Below are 22,758 nucleotides of genomic sequence, written 5' to 3'. Positions count from 1 at the left end.
CCGATGTGCGGCGTCTGTCTGGAGGTGGTCTCGGCTGGGTACACCATTCGAAGACGTGGCTGTTGGTGGGCTGCAGCCAGACCCGCTCCCGGATTCCGGGCGAGGTGACTTGACGAACTGGAGAGGCGACCGGCAATGAAGGCGTTGACGTGGCAGGGCAAGCGGGATGTGCGGGTAGAGGAGGTGCCGGACCCGGTTCTCGAGGAACCGACCGATGCGATCGTCCGGGTGACGTCGACGGCGATCTGCGGTTCCGACCTGCATCTCTACGAGGTCCTGGGGGCCTACCTGAGTCCCGGCGACATCCTCGGTCACGAGGCGATGGGCGTCGTGGAAGAGGTCGGTGAGGAGGTGACGCACATCCGACCGGGTGACCGGGTCGTGTTGCCGTTCAACATCTCCTGCGGCAGCTGTTTCATGTGCGACCGGCAGCTGTACGCGCAGTGCGAGACCACTCAGGTCCGAGCAGCGGGCAAGGGGGCGGCCCTTTTCGGGTATACCTCGTTGTACGGGTCCGTCCCCGGAGGGCAGGCACAGTATCTGCGGGTTCCGCAGGCTCAGTTCGGACCGATCAAGATCCCGGACGGGCCACCCGACGAGCGGTTCCTCTACCTGTCCGACATCCTGCCGACCGCCTGGCAGGCGGTGCAGTATGCCGATGTCCCCGCCGGCGGGACGCTGGCCGTCCTCGGTCTGGGCCCGGTGGGTCAGCTGGCTGTCCGGATCGCCCGTCACCTGGGTGTGGAGCGGGTGATCGGGGTGGACCTGGTGCCCGAGCGGCTGCAGCTGGCTCGCGATTGGGGCTGTGAGGTCGTCGACCTGACCGACGTCGACGAGAGAGGTGGCTCCGACAGCTCTGATGGGGTGGCGTCGGCGTTGTTGGATCTGACGTCGGGACGCGGTGCTGACGCTGTCATCGACGCGGTCGGGATGGAGGCGCACGGTTCCCCGGGCGCCAAGGCCGCTCAGACAGCCGTAGGGATGCTCCCGGACGTGCTCGCGAGACCGCTGATCGACCGGTTCGCGGTCGACCGGCTCAACGCACTGAACACGGCCATCAAGGGAACCCGCCGGGGCGGGACCGTCTCCGTCAGCGGCGTCTATGGCGGCGAGGTCGACCCGATGCCCATGATGGAGATGTTCGACCGTGGCCTGCAGCTGCGGATGGGTCAGTGCCACGTCCACCGGTGGAGTGACGACATCCTCCCCCTTGTCCTGGACGACACCGACCCTCTGGGTGTCGGACAGCTGGCCACCCACGTCCTGCCACTGCAGGACGCCCCAGAGGCATACGCCATGTTCCAGGCGAAGACCGACGGATGCCTGAAAGTGGTGCTGCAACCATGACCAGCCCTCGACGCCCCGCCGGGCCCGCGACCCGACCGACACGGGTCGTGCTCATCACCGGCGCCTCCAGCGGTATCGGCCGCAGCGTCGCCCTCAAGCTCGCGGAGCCGGGGACCGCACTCGTCCTCGCCGCCCGGGCGTTGGCGCCGCTCGAACGAGTCGCCAGGCAGTGCCGCGCCCAGGGTGCGCAGACCCTCGTCCGGAGCGTCGACGTCACCGACGCCGGCCGTGTCGGCGAGCTGTTCCAGGCGGCCGAGCAGGCCTACACGCGAGTCGACGAGGTCGTGCACTGCGCGGCGGTCCTGGCCTACGGCCGCTTCGAGGACGTCCCAGCCGACGTGTGGGAAACCGCCGTGAACACGACCCTGGGCGGGTCGGCGAAAGTGGCCCGTGCCGCGTTGACCTCGTTCGCCGGACGGCGCGGCAACCTGGTGTTCGTCGGCTCGGTCGTCGGCAAGATCGCTGTCCCCACGATGAGCTCCTACGTCACCGCCAAATGGGGCCTGCACGGCCTGGTCCGCACCCTGCAGATCGAGGCGCGGACCACCCCGGACATCCACATCTCCCTCGTCAGCCCCGGCGGGGTCGACACCCCCATCTACCGGTTGGCCGGGACGTACCTGAACCGGCATGGCAGTCCGCCGCCGCCGGCAGTCACCCCCGACCGGGTCGCCGACGCCGTCATCTCCTGCCTGCGCCAACCCCGGCGCGAAAACAACGTGGGCATCGCCAACCCCCTGATCGTGCTCGGGTTCCGGCTGTTTCCCGCCCTCTACGACGCCCTCGTCACCCCGCTGATGACCCGTTTTGCCCTGGCCTCCGAAACCGTCGCCAACACGGAAGGCAACGTCCTCCACCCCCTCGGGCAGCCAGACCTCCATTCACTCACCCCACCGGACATCGACCGCAGCTGACCGTCGGCGGCCACCAGGACGAGGGGCACGAAGAGAGAGTGGCGACGTGATCCTCCCGCAGAGACGGGACCCTCGTCTCGTGACCGTCCGCCGGGGTGGGACTCTGACCGATGCCGATCACCATCTCCTCGCGCTGTGGTCGGCAGACTGTGCGGAGCACGTCCTCGCGCTCTTCGAGTCGGGCAAGCCTGAGGACCCGCGACCACGTGAGGCGATCGAGCAGGCCCGCGCCTGGGTGCACGGGGAGGTCAGGATGATGCAGGCCCGAGCGGCCGGCGGTCATGCGATGGGCGCAGCCAGAAACCTGCGGGGCGCCGCCCGGTATGCCGCCTATGCCGCCGGGCAGGCAGCGTGCGTCGCGCACGTCGCTGCTCACGATCTGGGTGCCGCCGCATACGCGATCAAGGCTGTTCGGGCTGCCGCGCCAAATGGCGAAGGCGAGGCGGCGGGGCGGCTCGAGTGCCAGTGGCAGCGAAACCAGCTCCCGGACGCGGTTCGCGAGCTCGTCCTCGACGACCAACGGTTGCGGAACGACATCTGCTGGTCCGTGTTCGAAGGCTGAGCCGCCCCTGTCGTGGCGCGCACCACCGTGCACGACGATCGCCAAGACGCGACCGGGGACGTCTGCGTCACGTCACGGCACACCGGTCCTGACGGGCGACAATCCTGGGTATGCCTCTGACGAGCGGCCGGCCACAGCGGCCGCGTTGGTATCTCGAGCTGCCGTTGCTCGTTGGTGGGTATCTCGGGTTCGGCCTGGCTCGCGCGGCGTTCGACCGTGGCAACCCGGCGGCCACCAGGAACGCGCTCGTCGTCCAGCGAGTCGAACAGAGTCTGCACATTGCCGTCGAGAGTTCCTCCAACGGGGCGATGCTCAACCACACGACCTTGATGTATGCGACGGGCTACTTCTACCGACTGTGCCTCCTTGCCGTCCCGGTGACCTTGGTGTGGCTCTACGTTTCGTCGGACAGCTATCGCCGGTGGCGTGCCGTGCTGATCGCAGTCACCCTGCTCGATCTGCCGTTGGTGTGGCTCCTGCCCATGAGCCCGCCGCGCTTCGCCCAGCCGGGCATCGTGGACTACATCGCCAACACGGACGTCCTCGGTGGTGCCGCAGCGGGGGTGCCTCGAGCGGGAGTGAACGTGCTCGCGGCGATGCCGAGCATGCACATCGCGTGGACTACGTGGTGCGCGCTTGCATCGTGGTCGGTGCTCCGACGCCGTCACCAGTGGGCGTCGTGGCTGGTGTGGCTCTTCCCGGCAGCCACCGCCGTGGTCGTGCTCGCAACGGGAAACCACTACGTTCTCGACGTCCTGGCTGGTGCGGCCCTCACCGGGGTGACGTCGGCGCTGTGGGTGATCGTCCTCGGGCGTCTTCGGCGCTCCACGCGGCAGAGAAGGGCGCCAGGAGCGGCGACCTGATGTGAGCTCCGCGGCTTTTTAGTGCTGGCTGAGGCCCGGCACGGTGATCGATGACCCCAGGGCGCCTACGTCCCTCCGCCCATCCAGCGGCGGGCCTGCGCCCGTGACGAGCAAATCTGGCGGCTCGTGCATACGACCGACGAGGTCCTCGGCCAGCTCGTCGTCGGACGGGCCGTACTCGTCCTTGGGCTCCCAGTGGTCGCCGACCTTCTCGTGGGTGTGCTTGAGCGATGCGAACGCCACCTGGTGAGCGCGCCGCTCGTCCTCGTACTGGTCGACTGCCGAGTGATATGTCTCGGCGAAGGTCTGCTGGGCCTTGGCGCCCGAGCGCTGCAACGTGCTCTTCTTGGCTTTGCCGCTCTTCGTCGCATTCGGAATCGTCGCTCCTTCCCGGGCCAGCGGGTGGCTTCAGTCGTCGCCCGCGGGACCTGTTTCGGAGCTGGCTTCGATGGCGGCTTCCGGGTCTTCCTCGGGTTCGAACGAGTTGGGCTCGTCGCTCATCGTCAGACCCACCCCCTTGCCACCCTCGGACTCGTCCGGCACGGCGTCGGCTCCCTTCTGCGGGTCGCCACTGTCTGAGATCTGGTCCGTCATGGGTTGGCTCGCTTCCTTGCGACTCGTGTCCTGCGAGCCTCTCCCACCGCGCCGGTGGAGGCAACCCGGCGACAGATCAGAGTGAGCGGTTTCTTGACTCGTTCCAGAATCAGCGACAAACTCGTAGCGGGATCACGACCGACATCGAGCAACATGCGGAGAGCGGAAGGACAGCGATGAGCAACAGCACGGCGACACACGGGACCGACGACATCACCACCGAACGCGACATGAACCAGGAGGCTGCGGGCGGCTGTCCGGTTGCCGGTGGCCAGTTCAAGCACCCCACCGAGAACGGCGGCAACGCCGACTGGTGGCCCAACCAACTGAACCTCAAGATCCTGCGCAAGCACCCGGCCGAGGCCAACCCGATGGGGGGCGACTTCGACTACGCCGCCGCGTTCGCGACCCTCGACCTCGACGCGGTCGTCGCGGACCTCGACGCCTTGCTGACCACCTCGCAGGACTGGTGGCCGGCCGACTTCGGCCACTACGGCGGGCTGATGATCCGGATGGCGTGGCACAGCGCAGGCACCTACCGGGTCACCGACGGCCGTGGTGGCACCGGCGCCGGTATGCAGCGGTTCGCCCCGCTCAACAGCTGGCCGGACAACGCCAACCTGGACAAGGCACGCCGGCTGCTCTGGCCGGTGAAGAAGAAGTACGGTCGGTCGCTCTCCTGGCCGGACCTGATGGTCCTCGCGGGGAACAGGGCGCTGGAGACGATGGGCTTTACGACCTTCGGGTATGCCGGCGGTCGGGCCGACGTGTGGGAGCCGGACGAGGACGTGTACTGGGGTCCCGAGCTCACCTGGCTCGGTGACGACCGGCACGACGCGCAGCAGCGGCTGGACGCCCCACTCGGCGCGTCGCAGATGGGGCTGATCTACGTCAACCCCGAGGGCCCCGACGGGCACCCGGACCCGCTGGCTGCGGCATCGGAGATCCGGCAGACCTTCGCCCGGATGGCGATGAACGATGAAGAGACCGTCGCCCTCATCGCCGGCGGCCACACGTTCGGCAAGGCCCACGGCGCTGCCCACCCCAAGCCGCACGTCGGCCCGGAACCGGAAAGCGCCGGCCTGGTCGAGCAGGGGCTCGGCTGGCAGAGCTCGTATGCGTCGGGCAAGGGTCGCGACGCGATCACCAGCGGGCTCGAGGTCACCTGGACCGCGACGCCCACCCGGTGGAGCAACAGCTACTTCGACAACCTCTTCGGCTACGAGTGGGAGCTGACCGCAAGCCCCGCCGGGGCCAGCCAGTGGCAGCCCAAGGACGGCGGCGGCGCCAACACCGTCCCCGACCCGGCGAGCGGCGAGCTGACCCGCCCACCGACGATGCTGACGACCGACCTGTCGCTGCGGGTCGACCCGGTCTACGAGCAGATCTCGCGGCGTTTCCACGAGAACCCCGACCAGTTCGCGGACGCCTTCGCCCGGGCGTGGTTCAAGCTGACCCACCGTGACATGGGTCCGATCCAGCGATACCTCGGGCCGTGGGTCCCGCAGGAGGAGCTGCTGTGGCAGGACCCGGTTCCGGCGCCGGAGCACGAGGTCGTCGACGCCGACGGGATTGCCGCGGCCAAGCAGGCCGTGCTCGACACCGGCCTCACGGTGCCGCAGCTCGTCGCGACGGCGTGGGCTTCGGCCTCGACGTTCCGGACCAGCGACAAGCGTGGGGGGGCCAACGGCGCCCGGATCCGCCTCGAGCCACAGAGCGGCTGGGAGGTCAACGACCCGGCGCAGCTGGCTCAGGTTCTGCGCTCCCTCGAGGGCGTTCAGGCGGACCTTGCCGGTCGCGGCATCCGCATCTCGCTCGCCGACCTCATCGTTCTCGCGGGGTGCGCCGCGGTCGAAAAGGCCGCTCGGGACGGCGGGTTCGACGTCACCGTGCCGTTCACGCCTGGCCGGACCGACGCCTCGCAGGAGCAGACCGATGTCGAGTCGGTCGGCTACCTCGAGCCGAAGGCCGACGGGTTCCGCAACTACCTCGGCAAGGGCGACCGGCTTCCCGGCGAGTACCTGCTCGTCGACAGGGCCAACCTGCTCGGCCTGACCGCCCCTCAGATGACGGTCCTCGTCGGCGGTCTGCGGGTCCTCGGCGCCAACGCAGGCGACTCGAGCGCCGGGGTGCTCACCGATCGGGTAGGCACCTTGTCCAACGACTTCTTCACCAACCTGCTCGGCATGGACACGGTGTGGTCGTCAATCGAGGACGACTCCGACTCGTTCGAGGCTCGCGACCTCTCCTCCGGCCAGGTGCGCTGGACCGGGACTCGGTCCGACTTGGTGTTCGGGTCGAACTCGGAGCTGCGGGCTCTCGCCGAGGTCTACGCGAGCGACGACGCGCAGGAGAAGTTCGTCCGCGACTTCGTTGCCGCCTGGGACACGGTGATGATGGGTGACCGTTACGACCTGACCTGAGGGCCGCGGCTTGACGCCGATCAGTGGTGGAAGCCGGCCGGCCCGCTCGTCGTCGGTGCGCTGCTGTCGGCGTCGAGCTGGTCGACCGCGGCTTTCAGGTCGGCGAGGAAGCTCTCGGCGAGGTCGTGGCTGAACCCGTTGCGACAGACCACGCGAAGCACGGCGAGGTCCTCGCGGTCGGCGGGGAAGGTGTACGCGGGGACCTGCCAGCCTCGTTCGCGAACTGCCCTCGAGACCGCGAAGACGTCCCAGCCGACGGCCGCCTCGGTAGTGGTGAACGCGAAGACGGGCAGCGCGTCGCCGCGGGTGATGAGGCGGAACTGGTCCATCTGGTCGATGTGCCCACTGAGGTAGGTGGCCACATCGCGGGCGGACTGTTGGACGGCGGTGTATCCAGATCGCCCCAGCCGGAAGAACGTGTAGTACTGGGCGATGACCTCTGATCCCGGGCGGGAGAAGTTCAGGGCGAAGGTCGGCATCTCCCCTCCGAGGTAGTTGACGGTGAACACCAGCTCCCTCGGCAGGCAGTCTTGGTCACGCCACAGCACCCAGCCGACCCCCGGATACACCAGCCCGTACTTGTGTCCCGACGTGTTGATCGATGCCACCCGGGGCACGGCGAAGTCCCACTGCAGGTCGGGGTCCAGGAATGGCGCGACCATCCCCCCGGAGGCGCCGTCGACGTGGATGGGCACATCGGGTCCGCCGCCAACGGCGAGGTCGTCGAGCGCGGCAGCGATCTGCGCGACCGGCTCGTAGCTGCCGTCGAACGTCGACCCGAGAATGGCGACGACGCCGATCGTGTCCTCGTCGCAGCGCTCCACTGCCGACGCCGCGTCGAGGTGGAACCGGTCGCCGCTCATCGGGACGATCCGCGGCTCGACGTCCCAGTACCGGCAGAACTTCTCCCAGCACACCTGCACGTTGGCGCCCATCACCAGGTTCGGTTTCCTGGCGGGGTCGTCGACCCGGGAAGCCCAGCGGCGCTTCAAGGCGAGCCCAGCGAGCATGCACGCCTCACTCGACCCTGTCGTCGAACAACCCGTCGCGTTATCCGGCTGTGGCGCATGCCAGAGATCGGCGAGGATTGCGACGCAACGGCGTTCGAGCTCGGCCGTCTGTGGGTACTCGTCCTTGTCAATCATGTTCTTGTCGACCGACTCGGCCATCAGTCGACCCGCCTGAGGTTCCATCCAGGTGGTCACGAACGTCGCGAGGTTGAGACGGGCGCTGCCGTCCAGCGCCAGCTCGTCGTGGATGAGCTGGTATGCCACGTCTGCCGGGACGGGGTCCGCAGCCAGCCGGCTCTTCGGCGGTTCCAGGCGCTGCCCGAACGCGGGGTTGGCCTCTGTGACCATGGGATTCGATGAACGGCCAGCGCTCGACGGGCTGGCGGAACCGCGGTGAAGAGCCACGACAGCATCGTAGACAGCGGTGTGGGAGGGCCGTCGAACGGGAGTTGGTCGCGATCCGGACCCGCCAGAGGGTCGAACCACGACCAACTCCTGTTCGACTGCATCAGGGGTCGAGCAGGCCCCGGATGTCGTCTGCGCTGAGCGGGGCGCCCAGCAGCCCGTCGGCCTCGACGACCCGCGCGAACAGGTCTCTCTTGCGCTCCTGGAGCGCCACCACCTTCTCCTCGATGGTGCCCTCGGCGACCATCCGGTAGACCATGACGGTCTTGTCCTGTCCGATCCGGTGTGCGCGGTCGACGGCCTGGGCTTCGGTGGCGGGGTTCCACCACGGGTCGAGGACGAAGACGTAGTCGGCCTCGGTCAGAGTGAGCCCGGAGCCCCCCGCCTTCAGGCTGATGAGGAACACCGGCGCGTCTCCTCGGGTGAACTCGGCGATCCGAGCGTCCCGGTTCCGGGTGCGCCCGTCGAGGTAGACGTGCGCGATGCCCTCGTCGCTCAGCCGGTCGCGGACCAGGCGTAGGAAACGGGTGAACTGGCTGAAGACCAACACCCGGTGACCCTCGGCCACCACCTCCGCGAGGTTCTCCAGGAGCGCGTCGATCTTGCTCGAGCGCACCGTGCCGCCCAACGACTCGTCGACAAGCGAGACGTCAAGACTGAGCTGGCGCAGCACCGTCAGGGAGCTGAGAATCGCGATGCGGTTGCGGTTGACGTCGTCGAGCATGCCGAGCACGCGTTGGCGTTCGCGTTGCAGTCGGGTCTGGTAGATGCGCTGATGCTGCGGGTTGAGGGTGACGCTGAGCACCTGCTCGATCTTGGGCGGCAGGTCCGCAGCGACCTCCTCCTTGGTGCGGCGCAGCATAAGCGGACGGATGCGGCGACGCAGCGCCGCGAGCAGCTCCGGTGACTGACCGCTTTCGATCGGACGGCGGTAGAGCTCGGTGAACCGCTGCGGGTTGGGGAACAGACCCGGGGCCACGATGGACAGCAGCGCCCACAGGTCCATGAGGGAGTTCTCCAGGGGCGTGCCGGTGATGGCCAGCTTGAACGGGGCCGGGAGTCGGCGCGCCACCTGGTAGGTCTTGGCCTGGTAGTTCTTCACGAACTGCGCTTCGTCGAGGACCAGCCCGCCCCACGGCAGCTCGCGCCAACGGTCCTCGTCGAGGCGCAGGATCGCGAACGAGGTGACCACCAGATGAGCACCCTCGACGGTCTCGGACAGCGTCCGAGCGCGCCGCTTCGACGTCTCGGTCACCGTCGTCACCTGAAGCTCGGGACAGAACCGGGCGGCTTCCCGCTGCCACGTCGAGACCACGCTCGTCGGCGCGACGATGAGCAGCGGAGCCTGCGGGGTCAAGGTCCCGAGCTCCACTGCCCGGGTCGCCATCGCGAGCGTCTGCAAAGTCTTGCCCAGGCCCATGTCGTCGGCGAGAACACCGCCCAGCTGGTGGTCCCACAGCAGCGAGAGCCAGTGGTAGCCCTCGCGCTGGTAGTCACGCAGCTCCGCTTCGAGGCTCACCGGGGCGTCCGGCGTCGGGATCGAGGTCAGGTCGAGCAGTGCGCCTGCGGTCTGCGTCCACCGCTCGCTCTGGTGGGCTACCACCCCGAGCTCGACGAGCTCCTCCCACAGGCCGGCGTGCCAGCGGGTCAGGCGCAAGCCCGGCGACGCGCGGTCCTGTAGTGAGCGGGCTTCCTCGATGAGCCGCGCGAGCGCACGCAGCTCAGGTCGGTCCAGGCTGAAAAATGTCCCGCTGTCGAGGATGAGGTGAGCATCGCCACCGGCCAGCGCGGCGAACAGGGGACCGAAGGGCACCTCCTCGTCGCCGACCGACACGGTGATGCCGAGGTCGAACCAGTCTGTCCCGACGCCGTCACCGGAGTCACTGGAGGAGTCACTGGCCGACACCGCGATCAACGGCGCCTCCTCGACCTCGACGTAGTCCAGGGGTGTTCCCTCCACCGACACCAGCACGTCCTCGCGGTCCTGCAGGGCCGGCAGCACCTGAGCGGCGAAGACGGCAGTCTCGAGACCGCGGATCAGGTTGTCCGGCACCAACCGCAGGTGTCCGTCGACCGGGACCCGCAGACCCGGCACCGCGTCGAGCACGTCCAGGCTGTCGAGCAGGGCGCGCTCCGCTGCCCGGTCTCGGGCGGCCGGCTGGTCCTCCCGGGGCCGGCCGTCGGCACGGCCTTGGGCACGGTCGGCATCCGGGTGGTCCACGACCGACAGGTGCACGATCTGGCCGGACACGGCATACGCGAACGTCCACCGCACGCTGGTGACATGTCCCGGCTCGAAGCGCACCGCGACCGCGAGCTTCGGCGCCTCGACCAGCGGGAACGTCACACTCCCGTCGCTGGACTCGACCGTGGCCAGCTGGCGCAGCGCCGGGTAGTACCGCGCGAAGAACTGCGGCACCGCGGCCGCGGGCACCACCAGCGGTTGCCCGTCCCGCAGCAGCCCGCCCAGGCCGGGCTCGAGCTCCCGGTCCAGTCGGGCGAGCACGAGGTCGCCCTCGTGCTCGACGACAGTCCCGTGCGGTGGTTCGCCGACCAGCCCGACCTCAGCCCCACCGGCGTCGAACCCGACCAGGCCGTCGGCGCCCGGGACCCGCAGCCTGGCCGACAGGGTCAGCTGGCCGCTCCCGCCGGGTTGCCGAGCGTCGAGCACGAGGGTGGCCGGTTCGGTGGGGAGGTGCACCTGACCCGCGGCGCGCACGAGGGGTATGCCGGCCTGCTGGACGTCGTGCAGGAGGCGCCACGCGCCGTGGCCGAGATCGTCGAGGTGCACGTACTGGTCGGAGCCGTAGTAGCCGAGGCGGGACCGCGCCGTGAGAAAGAGGGCAAGCGCGGCCTCGCGCTGGGCCGGGGCCGGGCGGGGCGTGCGGTAGGAGTACTCCAGGTCGCGCCAGCTCATGCCGGTGCGGATCCAGCCGCCGTTCTTGCCTCGGGTGACCGGACGGATCCGCAGCCTGCGGCTCGGCGGGGGGCTACCGGCATACCGGCTGGGTTTGCCGGTGACCACCTCGAGCTGAAGGGCGATCGGTGCGTACTCCGCGGAGTCCGCCGGCGGTTGGAGGATCCGACGCAGGGCGCTTTCCCAGGCCGGGGCCTGCCCGACTGGGGGGTGGGTGAACCGCTCCTGTCGCTCCCGGGCCGCAAGGATGAGCGCGACGACGTGTTTGCAGTCGACCTGCATCGGGCAGGAGCACCGGCTGCTCCAGTCGGGTGGCACACCCTGCACGAACGTCTGGCCGGCCTCGGCGGTCACGATCGTCTGGTAGGTGCGGCCATGGCTTCCGCGGACGCTGGCGAGAACCGTCAGCCCCTCGCGCGAGACGGCCAGCGACTGGACGGCTCCGGTGCGGTGGTAGGCGCTGCCGCGTCGAACCGGGTCTTCGCCAAGGGTTACGCGCAGGTAATCCGTGTCGAGCCAGGTCACCCACGACGTGGGGGCTCTGCCATCGGGCGCGGCCGTCACGGCGTCGATGTGGTGCTGGGCAAGGGCACTCCCGGGCTGGTCTGGCGAACGCGACGAGCATAGGTGCGGCCGCCGACAACGGTACGGTCGGAGGCTGCGGGTCAGCACCGGTCACCGGTCGGCACCTGGTCAGCACCGGTCAGCACCGGTCAGCGACGGTCAGCGGCGGTCAGCACCGGTCACCGGCCGTTTGGCGTCGACGGGAACCGCGAACACGGTCCGGACCCCTCGCGAGAACAGAACCGAGTCGGGCGGGCGAGCACTGACCCCCGGCGGGCCGCAGACGTCGACCAGCGCGTCGTCGAGGTGGAGCAGCTCGGCGCGCTGCAGGGGCCAGGTCTCGTGGCGGTTGGGGACGTAGAGCGTGCGGCCGAACGCCCGCGTGTGCAGTCCCCAACGCGCGGTGAGGAAGTCGCCCAAGACATCGCCGGCGGGCAGCGGGTCCCCGGGGCGGACGACGATCCGGGTGGCGGCGGCCCGTGGGCTGGGCCAGCGCCTGTTCGAGGAGTACGTCAGGACGCCGTCCGCCTCGACGACCTGCATCTTTGCCCACGCGTAAGGCAGCGCGAAGGCGGCCCGGGCGCCCAGCACCACGGCGAGCCGGGACGCCTCGAGCGTGCGGAAGACGATGCCTCGCCTGCCCTGCTCGTCGACCGAGTACAGCCGGACGTTTGTCTCGGCGAACGACCCGAGCCACGGAACCGCCGGCCCCCGGCCGACGCCGGCGCCCACCATCCGGAAGGGGATCAGGCCCACCCAGCTGGACCCGTCGTGGACGTCCGGCCGGGTATGCGGCGGCATGAGTGCGGCGACGACCTCCGGCGCGACCCGCCAATGCAGGAACGTCAGGTCCCTCCAGACCTGGCTCATTATCTGCGCTCCGCTGAGGCTGGGGGCGGTCGCGGTCACGGGCTGCACCAGCATGTCCCCACTGTGCCAGCAACCCCGCAAGCGCACCTGCCCTTGACGCTGCATTCACCTTGCCGCAACCGATGATGAGGAGCGCCGGCGGATTGGAGTACCAGTCAACGGCGGCCTATCGGCGACTCGGTGGTGAGGGGACGAACGCGGCCGACCGGCGTCGCGCTGGGCGAGCCGTCTTCGTAGCAGGCCGAGATTACCCCGGTGGTAGGCCCCGACGAGCCTGAAAGTCGGCTCTCCTAGGGCATGTGGGTCGGTTGGGACACGGTTTGAGCTTCACCCAACCGGTCGTCCCACGATCATGGACTCGCGCAGCTCAGGTACGAAGGCGGCGGCGGTCTGAGGATCGAGCTGCGCCCCGAGCGCATCGAGTACTCGGGTGAAGAATGAGCGGGCGGCGGCGGCGTATGCGATGTCAGCCACGTCGGCATCGGATAGTCCTGTGGCCCGCATCCGGTCGATGTCGGCCTGTTCTACTGAGGCGGCGTCCGTTGCGACCTTGGTTGCGAACTCAAAGACCGCGCGGTCCACCGGCCCTAGTGATTGACCGCTCGGATCCGCGGCGATGAGCCGCACGGTGGCATCGTCCTGGCATACGTCACGCAGGACCATCGAGTGCGCGGTGGTGCAGTAGGTGGAATGGAGCGCTCGCGCCGCGGCGATCGTCGCCAGCTCGAACCGCCGCCGGTCCATCCCGTCACGGATCGTGGCGTTGAGCACGTTCCACGCGTGCGCGACGTCAGGGCGGGCGGCGAATGCGGCGGCGTAGTTGGGCAGGAAGCCCCACGCGTCTCGTTGCTGCCGGTAGTAGTCGGCCAAGGCCCCCGTGGCGGCATCTTCGGAAACAACGTCGATGAACATCGTCAGTAGCTGAACGTCACGGCGGGATCCTCGCCGATCCACTGCCACAGGACCGCGGTTCCGCCGAGTTCCGCCCCGTCGATCAACCCGTCACCGTCCAGCCCTTTGGCTTCGAAGCAGATCGGGCAGACCAGGTAACGGCCGCCGGCTTCGGCGTATCGAGCAAGGAGGGCGGCCAGGGGGGGACATCCCTCGCAGGCCACACCGACGGCCACCCCATGCAGGGCTAGTCGGACAGCTTCCTTGGTCAGGAACATCAGCGTCTCGCGGCCCTGCTCGGCCGCACCGACGGAAACCAGGAACGCCACCGTGACCTTTTCGGGATCCTCCAAACCGGTCGTCAGGCTGACGACTGCCTTGTTTGTCATGACTGGACCTCCATCATTCTCAGCACGACCGTTCGTGCGCAATAGACAGTACGACCGGTCGTGCTACCGTGTCAACGGTGACGATGACCGAGGACCGACGATCACGCGTCGACGGCGCCCGAACTCGAGCGGTGATCCTGCGAGAGTCGGTGGCAATGGCCACGATCGACGGGCTGGAAGGGCTCTCGATCGGAAACCTGGCAAAGGCAGCGGGCATGAGCAAGAGCGGTGTGTACGCTCATTTCGGCTCCAAACAGGACCTCCAGCTGGCGACGGTCGAGGAGGCCGGGCGCATCTTTCGAGAAGAGGTCGTCGCACCCGCGTTGGTAGCCCCCGCGGGAGTCGGTCAGCTCGTCGCGCTGTGCGACGCCTTCTGCGAGCACCTGCGGCGCCGGGCGTTTCCAGGTGGGTGCTTCTTCGCCGGCGCCGCGCTCGAGATGGGCACGAGACCGGGACCCGTCAAGGATCGGGTCGCCGCCTTTCAGGGAGCGCTGATGGAACTGATCCGCCAGTTCGCCGACACCGCGATCGCGCAACATGAACTCGCGGCCGATGAGAAGCCAGAGCTGGTGGCCTTCGAGGTGAACGGCATCATCCTCGCCGCGGACACCACCTACGTGCTCCACGACGACCCCGGTGTCCTCGAGGTCGCCCGACACGTGATCCGAAGACGCCTCGGAGTCTCGTAGCCGACAGTCTGCGCACGACCGGGGGCAAAACCATCTGCGCGATACCTCGCAGACCGGTCAGGTTGGGGTGAATACTCGGGTTCGAGGGCCGCGGGGAGGGAACCGGATGGCTCGTCGCCACGCTTTGCACGCAGGAAGCCACGCCATGACCGACATCCCACCGTCCTCACCGGCGACCACGGATCCCCGCCCGCGCCTGCCGACCGGAGGGCCGCCTCCCGGAGAGGTTGGGGCGCCCCCACCCGCAGCGACACCAACGTCCAAGGCGGCGCACGTATCGCCCGCGGCCCCCGCCTCGAGCGCGGACGCCGCGCTTGAAGGAGAGGTCCTGGCCCGGGCCCGGGGACAGTACGACTGGTACGACCAACACGCCATCAGGGCGCGAGTCATGTACTGGGGGATCAAAGTCGTCCAGCTGGTGTTGGCGGCCTCGGTCCCCGTGGCCGCAGGGGTCGCGGCTCCGGTCGGTCTCACCGGATCCCTCGGGGCTCTCATCGTGGTCCTCGAGGGGATTCAGCAGCTATTCCAGTTTCACAGCAACTGGATCCGTTACCGGGTCACAGCGGCAGCGCTGTCGAGGGAGATCAACCTCTACAAGGCCCGGATCGCCGAATACTCCGCTGGCGAACCCACCGCCCTCTTGGCCCTCCGCACTGAGGACATCTCCAGCGGAGAAGCCACTACCTGGGCCAAGTCGGCCCAATCACCGCCTGCGAGCACCGGTTGACTACTCACGCGAGAGGGTGAGCGCTACCGATCCTGAGCGCGGACCCACCAGTCCTATACCGATAGCTCACTGCCCTTCGGCGACCGGGTGGATCTCGTCGGCGACGACCCCGTGTGCCCTTCCGTCGACCCGAGTCACGGCCCCTCGCTCCATCTCGCGACGAGGTCAGCGGATTCCGCTGCGTGCGAACCCCTGCACGAAGTAGCGCTGGAAGACCAGAAACAGGATGACCATCGGCGTCACGTTGAGCAGGGCGAAGGCCATCGTCCCGCCGTAGTCCGAGCCAAACTGGCCCTGCAGGTACAGCAATCCGATGGGCAGGGTGAACAGCTGGTTGGCCTTGAGGGCGATCAGCGGCCAGGCGAAGTCGTTCCAGGTCTGCAGCAGACTCATGAAGAACAGGACCGCGACCAGCGGTTTACACAGCGGCAGGACGATCTGCAGGAAGATCCGCAGGTTGCCGGCGCCGTCGATCCGGGCGGCCTCGAGGAGGTCACGGGGGATGGCGAGGATGAACTGGCGGGCGAGGAACACTCCGAACGCCCCGGCTGCCGTCGGCAGGATCACCGCCCAGTAGCTGCCGTAGATCCCGAGCGTAGTGACGACCTTGAACAACGGCACCATGATCACCTGTAAGGGGATCATCAGCGTCGAGAGCGTCACGAGGAACAGGATGCTGGAACCGCGGAACTTCAGGTGCGCGAACGCATACCCGCCGAGCAGGCTGACCGTGACCGTGATCACCGAGACCACCAGAGCGATCGCGACTGAGTTGCCGAACCACGTCACGACCGGCACCGAAGACAGGGTGCGCTGGAAGTTGTCGAGCGTGAAGCTGCGGGGCCACAGGCGCAGCTCGCCGCCGAGCAGCTCGGCTCGCGAGGAGAAGGCGACGACCAGCATCCAGTAGAGCGGGAACAGCACGACCGCCGAGACAACAACGGCCAGTGCCAGCCGCAGCGCTTTGCCGGTCCGGCGGGTGCGGTGCACCTGGGTTTGAGTCTGCGTCTGGGTCGTCACTCGGCACCGTCCCGGCTGCGGCTCGCCCGCCACTGCACAGCGGTGAAGGCGAGGGTGACGACCAGGAGGAAGACCCCGATGGCGGCCGCATAGCCCTGGTCGCGGGTGACGAACCCGTTGTCGTAGGCGTAGGTCACGAGCACGGAGGTCGCGTTCTGCGGTCCTCCGCCGGTCAGGACGAAGACGATGTCGAAGACCTGGAAGGAGTAGATGACGTTCATAATCAGCAGGAAGAACGTCGACGGACCGAGCATCGGGACCGTCAGGTAGCGGAACTGCTGCCACCCGCCGGCTCCGTCCAGCCGGGCTGCCTCATAGAGCTCGGGGTTGAGGCCCTGCAGCCCAGCCAGGTAGATCAGCATGTTGAACCCGACCCGCCACCACAGCGTGACGAGCACGACCGACGCGAACGCGGCGGCGCCGCCGGACTGCCACTGCACCGCCGGCAGTCCGACGAACCGCAGCAGCTTGTCGAGGATGCCGCTGTTCTGGTCGAAGATCAGTACGCCGATCAGCGCGGTGGCGACGCCGGAGATCGCCATCGGCACGATCAGGATCGACCGGAACACACCGCGCGCCGGAAGCACCGAGTTGAGCAGCACCGCGACACCGAGGCCCAGTGCCATCGACAACGGGGTGACGATCACCGTGAACAGCCCGGTGTTGAGCGTCGCTCGCCAGAACTGCGGGTCCTTGACGAGCCGTGCGTAGTTGTCCAGCCCGATGAAGGTCCCGGCGCCGAAGCCGTTGGTCTGCTGCAGACTGATCGTCACGGCGCCCACGAGCGGCAGGAACACGAAGACGCTGAGCAGCAACAGGTTCGGCGACAAGAAGGCATACCCGGCGAGCGACTCACCCCGTATGCGTGTGGTGCGTCGAGTAGCCGGCCGGCGCGGTGCCGGGGCCGCGTCCTGCACCCTCACCGAGTCCGATGCCGAGTCCGATGCCATGTCCGACGTCGTCGGAGTCGAGGTCATTTCGTGGCGGCGGCGATGCCGGTCGCGATGCCGTTCACCGTGGCGTCCGTGCTCTGGCCGCCGACGAAGGCCTGCTCGAGCTGGTCTTTGAGCACGGTGATGATCTTGGACATCGACGGAGAGGCGACCTGGCCGGAGTCGGCCGGCTGGACGCTGCCCGCCTGAGCGATGAACACCGGTGACAGCTCGGGGCGGACGGCGAACGTGATGCCCGCGGCCCTGAGGTCTTGACGCGTCGGCAGTAGCGAGGCGCCCTGGCAGAAGTTGCGCATCGACTCCTCTTGAGTCATGAAGTCGAGGAACGACGCGGCGAGCGCCGGCTTCTTCGTGGCCGCTGTCGCAACCAGCGCGTTGCCTCCGAAGTCGCTGGCCGAGCGGACCTTGCGGGGTGAGAACGTCGCTCCCCATTCGAAGTCCAGGTTCTTGGCCGCGTCCGGGATCAGGAACGCCCCACCCCAGGCCATTGCCGCCGTCTGGGCGTACCAGATGTCGGCGGCCAGTGTTGTGGACTTGACCGACGCGTTGGGCGGCACGAACTTCTTGGGGAAGAAGCTCGCCGTGAAGTCCACGGCCGCCTTCCCGGCGTCCGAGGCGATCTCCGGAGTGACGAGGTCCTCGGCCAGGAACCGTCCGTCGGCCTCGAACAACCAGCTGAGCCACCGCGTGACGCCGTTGCCCTGCCAGTTGTAGACGAAGGGGAACTTGGTGTCCGGCAGGGATGTCCGCAGCTTCTGCGCGACCGCGGCGAACTCCTCCCACGTCCACGCCTGGTCGATCGAGGTCGGGACTGACGTGATGCCGGCCGTCTGGAGGGCGGCCTTGTTGTAGAGGATCAGCGAGGTGTCGGTGTGGTGCGGGACGCCGAAGGGTTTGGTCTTGTTCTGGACGGCCGCCCACGCGGCGGGAGTGAACCGGTCGGAGAACGCCTTGTCCACGTGCGAGCTCAGGTCGAGCAGCTGGCCACGCCCGGCATAGCTGCCGAACGTGTAGTAGGGCACTCGAAAGATGTCCGGCGGGTTGCCCGCCTGGAGCTGGGCGTCGATGTTGGTGAACATCTGAGCGTACGGAACCGCGTTGAGGGACACTTTGGCACCGGCGTTGGCCGTCTGGAACCGGCCGATTGCCTCGCGGAACCCAGCCAGCTCGGCATCGGTCCCCCAGGTGGTGAAGGTCAGGGTCTCGGTGCTCGCGGTGGCGTCGCTCGTGGCCGCAGTGGAGAAGCCGCTACACCCGGCCAAGGCCCCCGCTGCGCCCAGGGCGCCGGCGGCACCGAGAAACCGACGTCTGCTGAGCTCCATACGGCTCTCCACTCCTCAAGCCAGGCCCCGAGGGGCGCGGCGGGCAGGCTGAATTCGTTGCGTTGACAGCGACAACGCAAGAACGTTAACACCGGTATCGCGGCTCGCAACTCCAGCGGATACTGTGCCAAACGTGGACGCGGACCGCTCAGACGCCGCTGCCGTGACGCACCACCGGGTGGTAGCCGCTGCCGCCGAGCTGCTGGCGAAGGGCGGACCCGATGCCGTCTCCACGCGCACCGTTGCCGCTGCCGCCGGCGTCCAGAGCCCCACGATCTATCGGATCTTCGGGCACAAGCAGGGACTGCTGGACGCCGTCGCCGCAGAGGGGTTCGAGGCATACGTGAAGTCCCACGCCACGAGGCACCCGCAACGGCCGTCCGACCCGGTGCAGGGGATACGTCGAGGCTGGGATGCTCATGTGGGTTTCGGGCTGGCACACCCGCACCTATATGCGCTCGTCTATGCCCAGATGCGCTCCGAGACACCGCATCCCGTTGCGGTCAACGCGACCGAGATGCTCGGCAGGCGGGTGCGGCGGGTAGCCGAGGCCGGCCTGCTGCGGGTCGCCGAGGTGCAGGCCGCCCAGCTCATCCAGGCCGGTGCGACGGGCACTGTGTTCACTCTCCTGGGGGCGCCGGAGGACGAGCGCGACCAGGCTCTGTCGGTGTTAGCCAGGGAGGCGATGATCGCCGCCGTGACGACCGAGCCACCCGCCGGTGAGGATCCGCCCGTCCCGGTGACCGCCGCGATCCGCCTGCGAGCCGCGCTTCCGCACACTGCCGCACTGACCACTCCCGAACACGTGTTGCTGCTGGAGTGGCTGGACCGCATCGTCGACGACGGACCGCGCCGGCCAGGGCGCGGCTAGGACGCGACTAGGACCGCGGGGGGACGAGCGTCGCCTGGTTGGAGACCGAGGGCACGTTTCGCCCGGCTGGGCCCTCCCCGAACAGCCGCAACAGGTTGCCGGTCATCTGCTGCACCTGGGGTGACGCACACCCGGCGGTGGCGGCAGGGCAGGGGGTCAAGCCGTCGATCCAGCTCACCATGCCGGCGTCGAAGATCCCGGCATTGCTGTCCGGTCGCGTGTAGTACGTCATATCGGAGTAGGTGACCCCCGACCAGGTGGCACCGCCGGTGAAGCCCTTGCTGAGCGGGATGGGCGAGTGGCCCAGCACCTGCAGGTTGGGCGGAGTCCCCCGCGGAGCCAGATGGTCGAAGTCGGACCCGATGAGCGACGGGAGGACGGAACCGTTGTGCAGGCCGGTTCCCTGGTAGATCCACGCTGACGCGTCGTTGACGACGAAGTCGGCCGGCGTGGACTGGGGAAACAGATAACCGGAGTACGCCTCGCCGATCAGGGGCAGGGTCGGCCAGCTGGTGGGTGGCGAGTCCCAGGTGTTGCCGGTAACCAGATGTGGGTCGCCGGTCGCGCCCAGGGGGTCCTCGGCCGAGCTGCGGTAGTTGACCTCCTGCCGGTCGGGTCCGATCGACGACGGCTGGAGCCGAGCATGGCGGACCATCGCGGCGGCCGACATGAACGCCACGTTGACGCCATGTGCCGCCGCGGTCTCGATCCCCTGGCGTTCGGCGTAGGTCCAGGTCTCGTCATGTCCCAGGGACAGAAATGCCTTGTGCTGCAACATGAATGCCGGGTCGTGGTCGAGGGCGATGTCGGAGACGTAGCTGACGTCGAGTCCGTGCTGTTCCATGAACCGCAGCAGGGGGTACTCGTTGTAGAGGAAGTCTGCCGAGCCGAACCCGTCGACGTAGGGACGGTCGAAGGACACGACCCGCGCGCGGTTGCACTGCGGGTAGGACGGCACGCCGGGAGCGCACGGGCCGTGGCCGGCGTAGAAGTCGAACCCACCGTAGGTGTTCCAGCCCTGCTCGGTGAGGCTGTGGGTCTCGAACAGGTAGGTAGCGGATCGAGACGGGTCCCAGACAGTGAGGATGACGTAGGACTGCGCTCCGTCGGCACCCACCAGCTTGATCAGGTAGTCCCCCTGGACGAAGGAGGAGGTGACCGGCATCGTCAAAGAGGGTGACCAGCCGGCGCAGCTGACCATGTTGACACCCGGGGTGACCGGGCAGGGGGGCTGCACGACGCCAGCGGTCGGTGCAGACGACCACACCCGGCGCGCCCCGGCTCCGCCGTAGTAGCCCATCCGGTATGCCGAAGCCGTGAACGACGGCGCAGTCGCCGACACAAACAGGCGTACCGAGTCCCCCACCTGCGCATCGGTGTGGTCGGCCCAGCCGGCGATCGACCCGCCGCCCGCCGGCGTCGCGCTGATCTGCCAGTCCGGCGACCCTGGTTGTGCGTTCTCCGCGATCAAGGCAGACGACTGGACTCCGGCGGGGCCTGAAGTCCGGGTCTCGGCCGACACGGGGCTCGCCAGGGCGCTGACCGAACCCCCGCCGGCCGTGGTGGCGTGAGCTGCCGAGACCGGAGTCGCAGGCTCCTGCCTGGCGCCGATACCCTTGACCACGAACGCAGCCGAAGCCACAATGGCCAGCGCCAGCACCGCGGTGAACGTCAGTCGTCGCCGTCGTCGCCGCCGCGAGGGACCCGGCGTGCGCTGAGAGCCATCCTGCCCACCCACCGGCATCCTTTCGACCCCGCTCCATGCACGCCTCGCGAATACCAGTGACAATGCCAGGCCGCCATCGCAAAAGAGCCGAACATCGGTCAATCGACGCTGGGAGTTTGCTGGAAAGTCTCGGGGGAGGTCGAGCTCAACCGGCGTGGGATGAGGCCGCTCGGGCGTTGAGGTAGCGCTGCTCCGGAATGCTCGCGGTCAGCCGAGCAGCCAGCCTGTATGCCTCGACCGCCTCTTCGTGGCGACCCGCCATATCGAGCAGGTGCGCCCGAACCGCATGCAGCCGGTGGTGGTTCGCGAGATCCGGCCGGTTCTCGAGCGGGCGCAACACCTCCAGGCCGGCATCTGGGCCGTGTGCCATGCCGACGGCGACAGCCAGGCCCAGGGTCGTGGCGGGGTTGGGCGCGATCCCGGCGAGCATCCGGTAGAGCATCGCGATCTGCAGCCAGTCCGTGTCACCCCAGGTCGGAGACTCGTCGTGCACGGCCGCGATCGCGGCCTGGAGCTGGAACGGACCGACCCGGCCGTGCGGAAGCACCGCCTCTACGAGCGCGACACCCTCGGCGATCGCGCAGCGGTCCCAGCGACGTCGGTCCTGGTACTCCAGCGGGACCAGGTCGCCTGCGGCGTCGATACGGGCGGGCCGGCGCGCATCCGTGAGCAGCATCAGCGCCAGCAGACCGGCGGCCTCGGCGGCCTCGGCTCGGTCGACGCCCTTGGCAGGATCGGAAACCGCCCCGTGCAGTCGTCGCGCCAGCCGGATGGCCTCCTTCGTGAGCGAGACGTCGACGAGCTCAGCGCCGCGACTGGTCGCGTACCCCTCGTTGAAGACGAGGTAGAGGACGTGCATCACCGCCACGAGCCGGTCCGGCAGGTCGGCAGGCGCTTCGCCGTCGGGTGTCATGAACCGTGCGCCGGAGTCGCGCAGGGTCGCCTTGGCCCGGCTGATCCGTTGCGCCATCGTCGACTCCGGGACCAGAAACGCCGCGGCGATCTGCCCGGTCGAGAGGCCGCCGACCGCCCGCAGCGTCAGTGCCACCCGCGAGGGCGGGCTCAGCACGGGGTGGCAGCAGAGCAGGAGCAGCAGCAAGGTGTCGTCGCCCTCGGCACCCGAGTCGCCGCCGGCCGCAGGAGCCACGAGGAGAGGAGTCCCCTGCTGGATGGTGACCGCGAGCTCGCGCTTCTCTCGCGCGGCGTCGCTGCGCCACTGGTCGACGAGCCGGCGGGAGGCTACGCGGATGAGCCAGCCGCGCGGGTTGTCCGGAACCCCCTCGCGGGGCCACTGCCGGGCGGCGGCGAGAAGGGCCTCCTGGGTGGCCTCCTCGGCGCCGTCGAAGTCGCCGTGGCGGCGGGCAAGCGCTGCGACGACGTGCGGGGTCTCGCGGCGCCATACGTCATCGAGTGACGTGCTGCCCACGGCCACGTCGGTCTGCTCCCATCGGCTCGAACCAGCCCGCGGCTTGGGTCACGACTCGTCGCCGCCCGGCCACATGGCCGACCGCAGCTCGATCGTCTCGCCCGGCCCGGAGAACTGGGCCGCGAGCTCCTGAGCACGATCGAGGCTTTCGACGTCGATGAGGAAGAACCCCGCCAGGTGCTCCTTGGTCTCGGCGTAGGGACCGTCGGTGACCACCGGCGTACCGGCCTCCCACCGGTACAACGAGGAGGTGGACGGGTCGGCCAACGCCTCAC

At 68.7% G+C, this 22,758-nt stretch carries 21 protein-coding genes; 8 read left to right on the top strand and 13 right to left on the bottom strand.

Annotated elements, in window-relative coordinates:
* Window positions 1–135: 135 nt before the first annotated feature.
* The 4 genes from ABI385_RS06725 (at window position 136) to ABI385_RS06710 (ending at window position 3,686) form a co-directional block, all read left to right on the top strand.
* Window positions 136–1,347, top strand: a complete 1,212-nt coding sequence (locus ABI385_RS06725) for a zinc-dependent alcohol dehydrogenase (protein ID WP_348102975.1) — start codon at window positions 136–138, stop codon at window positions 1,345–1,347.
* Complete coding sequence (locus ABI385_RS06720; RefSeq protein ID WP_348102974.1) at window positions 1,344–2,261, top strand: SDR family NAD(P)-dependent oxidoreductase; 918 nt, start codon at window positions 1,344–1,346, stop codon at window positions 2,259–2,261. Before ABI385_RS06725 ends, ABI385_RS06720 begins: the two co-directional genes overlap by 4 nt.
* A gap of 46 nt (window positions 2,262–2,307) precedes the next feature.
* Entirely contained in the window at window positions 2,308–2,823 is a 516-nt protein-coding gene (locus ABI385_RS06715) for a putative immunity protein (RefSeq protein ID WP_348102973.1), read from the top strand.
* Window positions 2,824–2,933: 110 nt separating this feature from the next.
* Complete coding sequence (locus ABI385_RS06710; RefSeq protein WP_348102972.1) at window positions 2,934–3,686, top strand: phosphatase PAP2 family protein; 753 nt, start codon at window positions 2,934–2,936, stop codon at window positions 3,684–3,686.
* A gap of 18 nt (window positions 3,687–3,704) precedes the next feature.
* Here the strand turns inward: ABI385_RS06710 and ABI385_RS18485 are convergent, their stop codons facing one another.
* A complete protein-coding gene (locus ABI385_RS18485) occupies window positions 3,705–4,022 on the bottom strand; it encodes a ChaB family protein (RefSeq protein ID WP_407068237.1) in 318 nt (105 codons plus the stop codon).
* 72 nt (window positions 4,023–4,094) lie between these two features.
* Entirely contained in the window at window positions 4,095–4,280 is a 186-nt protein-coding gene (locus tag ABI385_RS06700) for a hypothetical protein (RefSeq protein WP_348102971.1), read from the bottom strand.
* Between the two features lie 176 nt (window positions 4,281–4,456).
* On the opposite strand from ABI385_RS06700, the gene katG reads away from it, so the two are divergent.
* The gene (katG, locus tag ABI385_RS06695) at window positions 4,457–6,703 is read left to right on the top strand and encodes a catalase/peroxidase HPI (protein ID WP_348102970.1); all 2,247 of its coding nucleotides are present in this window, start codon (window positions 4,457–4,459) and stop codon (window positions 6,701–6,703) included.
* A gap of 20 nt (window positions 6,704–6,723) precedes the next feature.
* On the opposite strand, the gene ABI385_RS06690 is transcribed toward katG, so the two are convergent.
* The 5 genes from ABI385_RS06690 to ABI385_RS06670 all read right to left on the bottom strand — a co-directional run bounded on the left by ABI385_RS06690 (window position 6,724) and on the right by ABI385_RS06670 (window position 13,749).
* Window positions 6,724–8,061: a glutamate decarboxylase gene (locus ABI385_RS06690; RefSeq protein ID WP_348102969.1), complete on the bottom strand. Its 1,338-nt coding sequence runs from the start codon at window positions 8,059–8,061 to the stop codon at window positions 6,724–6,726.
* Between the two features lie 160 nt (window positions 8,062–8,221).
* On the bottom strand, window positions 8,222–11,599 hold the full coding sequence (locus tag ABI385_RS06685) for a DEAD/DEAH box helicase (RefSeq protein ID WP_348102968.1): 3,378 nt from the start codon (window positions 11,597–11,599) through the stop codon (window positions 8,222–8,224).
* Window positions 11,600–11,758: 159 nt separating this feature from the next.
* Window positions 11,759–12,523, bottom strand: coding sequence for a DUF2071 domain-containing protein (locus ABI385_RS06680; RefSeq protein ID WP_348102967.1), 765 nt, complete (start codon window positions 12,521–12,523; stop codon window positions 11,759–11,761).
* Window positions 12,524–12,796: 273 nt separating this feature from the next.
* Window positions 12,797–13,381 (bottom strand): peroxidase-related enzyme, encoded by a 585-nt coding sequence (locus tag ABI385_RS06675; protein WP_348102966.1) that lies wholly within the window; start codon window positions 13,379–13,381, stop codon window positions 12,797–12,799.
* Window positions 13,382–13,383: 2 nt separating this feature from the next.
* Window positions 13,384–13,749, bottom strand: coding sequence for a DsrE family protein (locus ABI385_RS06670; RefSeq protein ID WP_348102965.1), 366 nt, complete (start codon window positions 13,747–13,749; stop codon window positions 13,384–13,386).
* 83 nt (window positions 13,750–13,832) lie between these two features.
* Here ABI385_RS06670 and ABI385_RS06665 point away from each other — a divergent pair, with 83 nt between their 5' ends.
* Complete coding sequence (locus tag ABI385_RS06665) at window positions 13,833–14,438, top strand: TetR/AcrR family transcriptional regulator (RefSeq protein ID WP_348102976.1); 606 nt, start codon at window positions 13,833–13,835, stop codon at window positions 14,436–14,438.
* Window positions 14,439–14,583: 145 nt separating this feature from the next.
* Entirely contained in the window at window positions 14,584–15,165 is a 582-nt protein-coding gene (locus ABI385_RS06660) for a DUF4231 domain-containing protein (protein ID WP_348102964.1), read from the top strand.
* A 165-nt stretch (window positions 15,166–15,330) separates the two neighbouring features.
* Here the strand turns inward: ABI385_RS06660 and ABI385_RS06655 are convergent, their stop codons facing one another.
* From ABI385_RS06655 to ABI385_RS06645, 3 genes are read right to left on the bottom strand one after another with little or no spacing between them, the layout of a single operon-like run.
* The gene (locus ABI385_RS06655) at window positions 15,331–16,185 is read right to left on the bottom strand and encodes a carbohydrate ABC transporter permease (protein WP_348102963.1); all 855 of its coding nucleotides are present in this window, start codon (window positions 16,183–16,185) and stop codon (window positions 15,331–15,333) included.
* Entirely contained in the window at window positions 16,182–17,135 is a 954-nt protein-coding gene (locus tag ABI385_RS06650; RefSeq protein WP_348102962.1) for a sugar ABC transporter permease, read from the bottom strand. Before ABI385_RS06650 ends, ABI385_RS06655 begins: the two co-directional genes overlap by 4 nt.
* Before the next feature lie 23 nt (window positions 17,136–17,158).
* The gene (locus tag ABI385_RS06645; RefSeq protein ID WP_348102961.1) at window positions 17,159–18,460 is read right to left on the bottom strand and encodes a sugar ABC transporter substrate-binding protein; all 1,302 of its coding nucleotides are present in this window, start codon (window positions 18,458–18,460) and stop codon (window positions 17,159–17,161) included.
* A gap of 133 nt (window positions 18,461–18,593) precedes the next feature.
* Between ABI385_RS06645 and ABI385_RS06640 the strand changes: the two genes are divergently transcribed.
* The gene (locus ABI385_RS06640) at window positions 18,594–19,331 is read left to right on the top strand and encodes a TetR/AcrR family transcriptional regulator (RefSeq protein ID WP_348102960.1); all 738 of its coding nucleotides are present in this window, start codon (window positions 18,594–18,596) and stop codon (window positions 19,329–19,331) included.
* Window positions 19,332–19,338: 7 nt separating this feature from the next.
* Here the strand turns inward: ABI385_RS06640 and ABI385_RS06635 are convergent, their stop codons facing one another.
* The 3 genes from ABI385_RS06635 to ABI385_RS06625 form a co-directional block, all read right to left on the bottom strand.
* Window positions 19,339–21,069: a N,N-dimethylformamidase beta subunit family domain-containing protein gene (locus ABI385_RS06635; RefSeq protein WP_348102959.1), complete on the bottom strand. Its 1,731-nt coding sequence runs from the start codon at window positions 21,067–21,069 to the stop codon at window positions 19,339–19,341.
* Window positions 21,070–21,202: 133 nt separating this feature from the next.
* On the bottom strand, window positions 21,203–22,483 hold the full coding sequence (locus ABI385_RS06630) for a DUF6596 domain-containing protein (RefSeq protein ID WP_348102958.1): 1,281 nt from the start codon (window positions 22,481–22,483) through the stop codon (window positions 21,203–21,205).
* 48 nt (window positions 22,484–22,531) lie between these two features.
* Window positions 22,532–22,758: YciI family protein (locus tag ABI385_RS06625; protein WP_348102957.1), on the bottom strand; the 227-nt coding region annotated here is incomplete at its 5' end.

Origin of the sequence: Lapillicoccus sp., assembly GCF_039935575.1 — a bacterium.
In the GTDB taxonomy this organism is placed as follows: domain Bacteria; phylum Actinomycetota; class Actinomycetes; order Actinomycetales; family Dermatophilaceae; genus Lapillicoccus.
Note: the sequence above shows the minus strand (reverse complement) of the source record. Positions and strands in the feature narration are given on the sequence as shown.

Coding starts and splice junctions, on each gene's coding strand:
- ABI385_RS06725 (WP_348102975.1), top strand. CDS start 136: ATGAAGGCGTTGACGTGGCAGGGCAAGCGGGATGTGCGGGTAGAGGAG.
- ABI385_RS06720 (WP_348102974.1), top strand. CDS start 1,344: ATGACCAGCCCTCGACGCCCCGCCGGGCCCGCGACCCGACCGACACGG.
- ABI385_RS06710 (WP_348102972.1), top strand. CDS start 2,934: ATGCCTCTGACGAGCGGCCGGCCACAGCGGCCGCGTTGGTATCTCGAG.
- ABI385_RS06700 (WP_348102971.1), bottom strand. CDS start 4,280: ATGACGGACCAGATCTCAGACAGTGGCGACCCGCAGAAGGGAGCCGAC.
- katG (WP_348102970.1), top strand. CDS start 4,457: ATGAGCAACAGCACGGCGACACACGGGACCGACGACATCACCACCGAA.
- ABI385_RS06690 (WP_348102969.1), bottom strand. CDS start 8,061: ATGGTCACAGAGGCCAACCCCGCGTTCGGGCAGCGCCTGGAACCGCCG.
- ABI385_RS06680 (WP_348102967.1), bottom strand. CDS start 12,523: ATGCTGGTGCAGCCCGTGACCGCGACCGCCCCCAGCCTCAGCGGAGCG.
- ABI385_RS06675 (WP_348102966.1), bottom strand. CDS start 13,381: ATGTTCATCGACGTTGTTTCCGAAGATGCCGCCACGGGGGCCTTGGCC.
- ABI385_RS06670 (WP_348102965.1), bottom strand. CDS start 13,749: ATGACAAACAAGGCAGTCGTCAGCCTGACGACCGGTTTGGAGGATCCC.
- ABI385_RS06665 (WP_348102976.1), top strand. CDS start 13,833: ATGACCGAGGACCGACGATCACGCGTCGACGGCGCCCGAACTCGAGCG.
- ABI385_RS06660 (WP_348102964.1), top strand. CDS start 14,584: ATGACCGACATCCCACCGTCCTCACCGGCGACCACGGATCCCCGCCCG.
- ABI385_RS06650 (WP_348102962.1), bottom strand. CDS start 17,135: ATGGCATCGGACTCGGCATCGGACTCGGTGAGGGTGCAGGACGCGGCC.
- ABI385_RS06645 (WP_348102961.1), bottom strand. CDS start 18,460: ATGGAGCTCAGCAGACGTCGGTTTCTCGGTGCCGCCGGCGCCCTGGGC.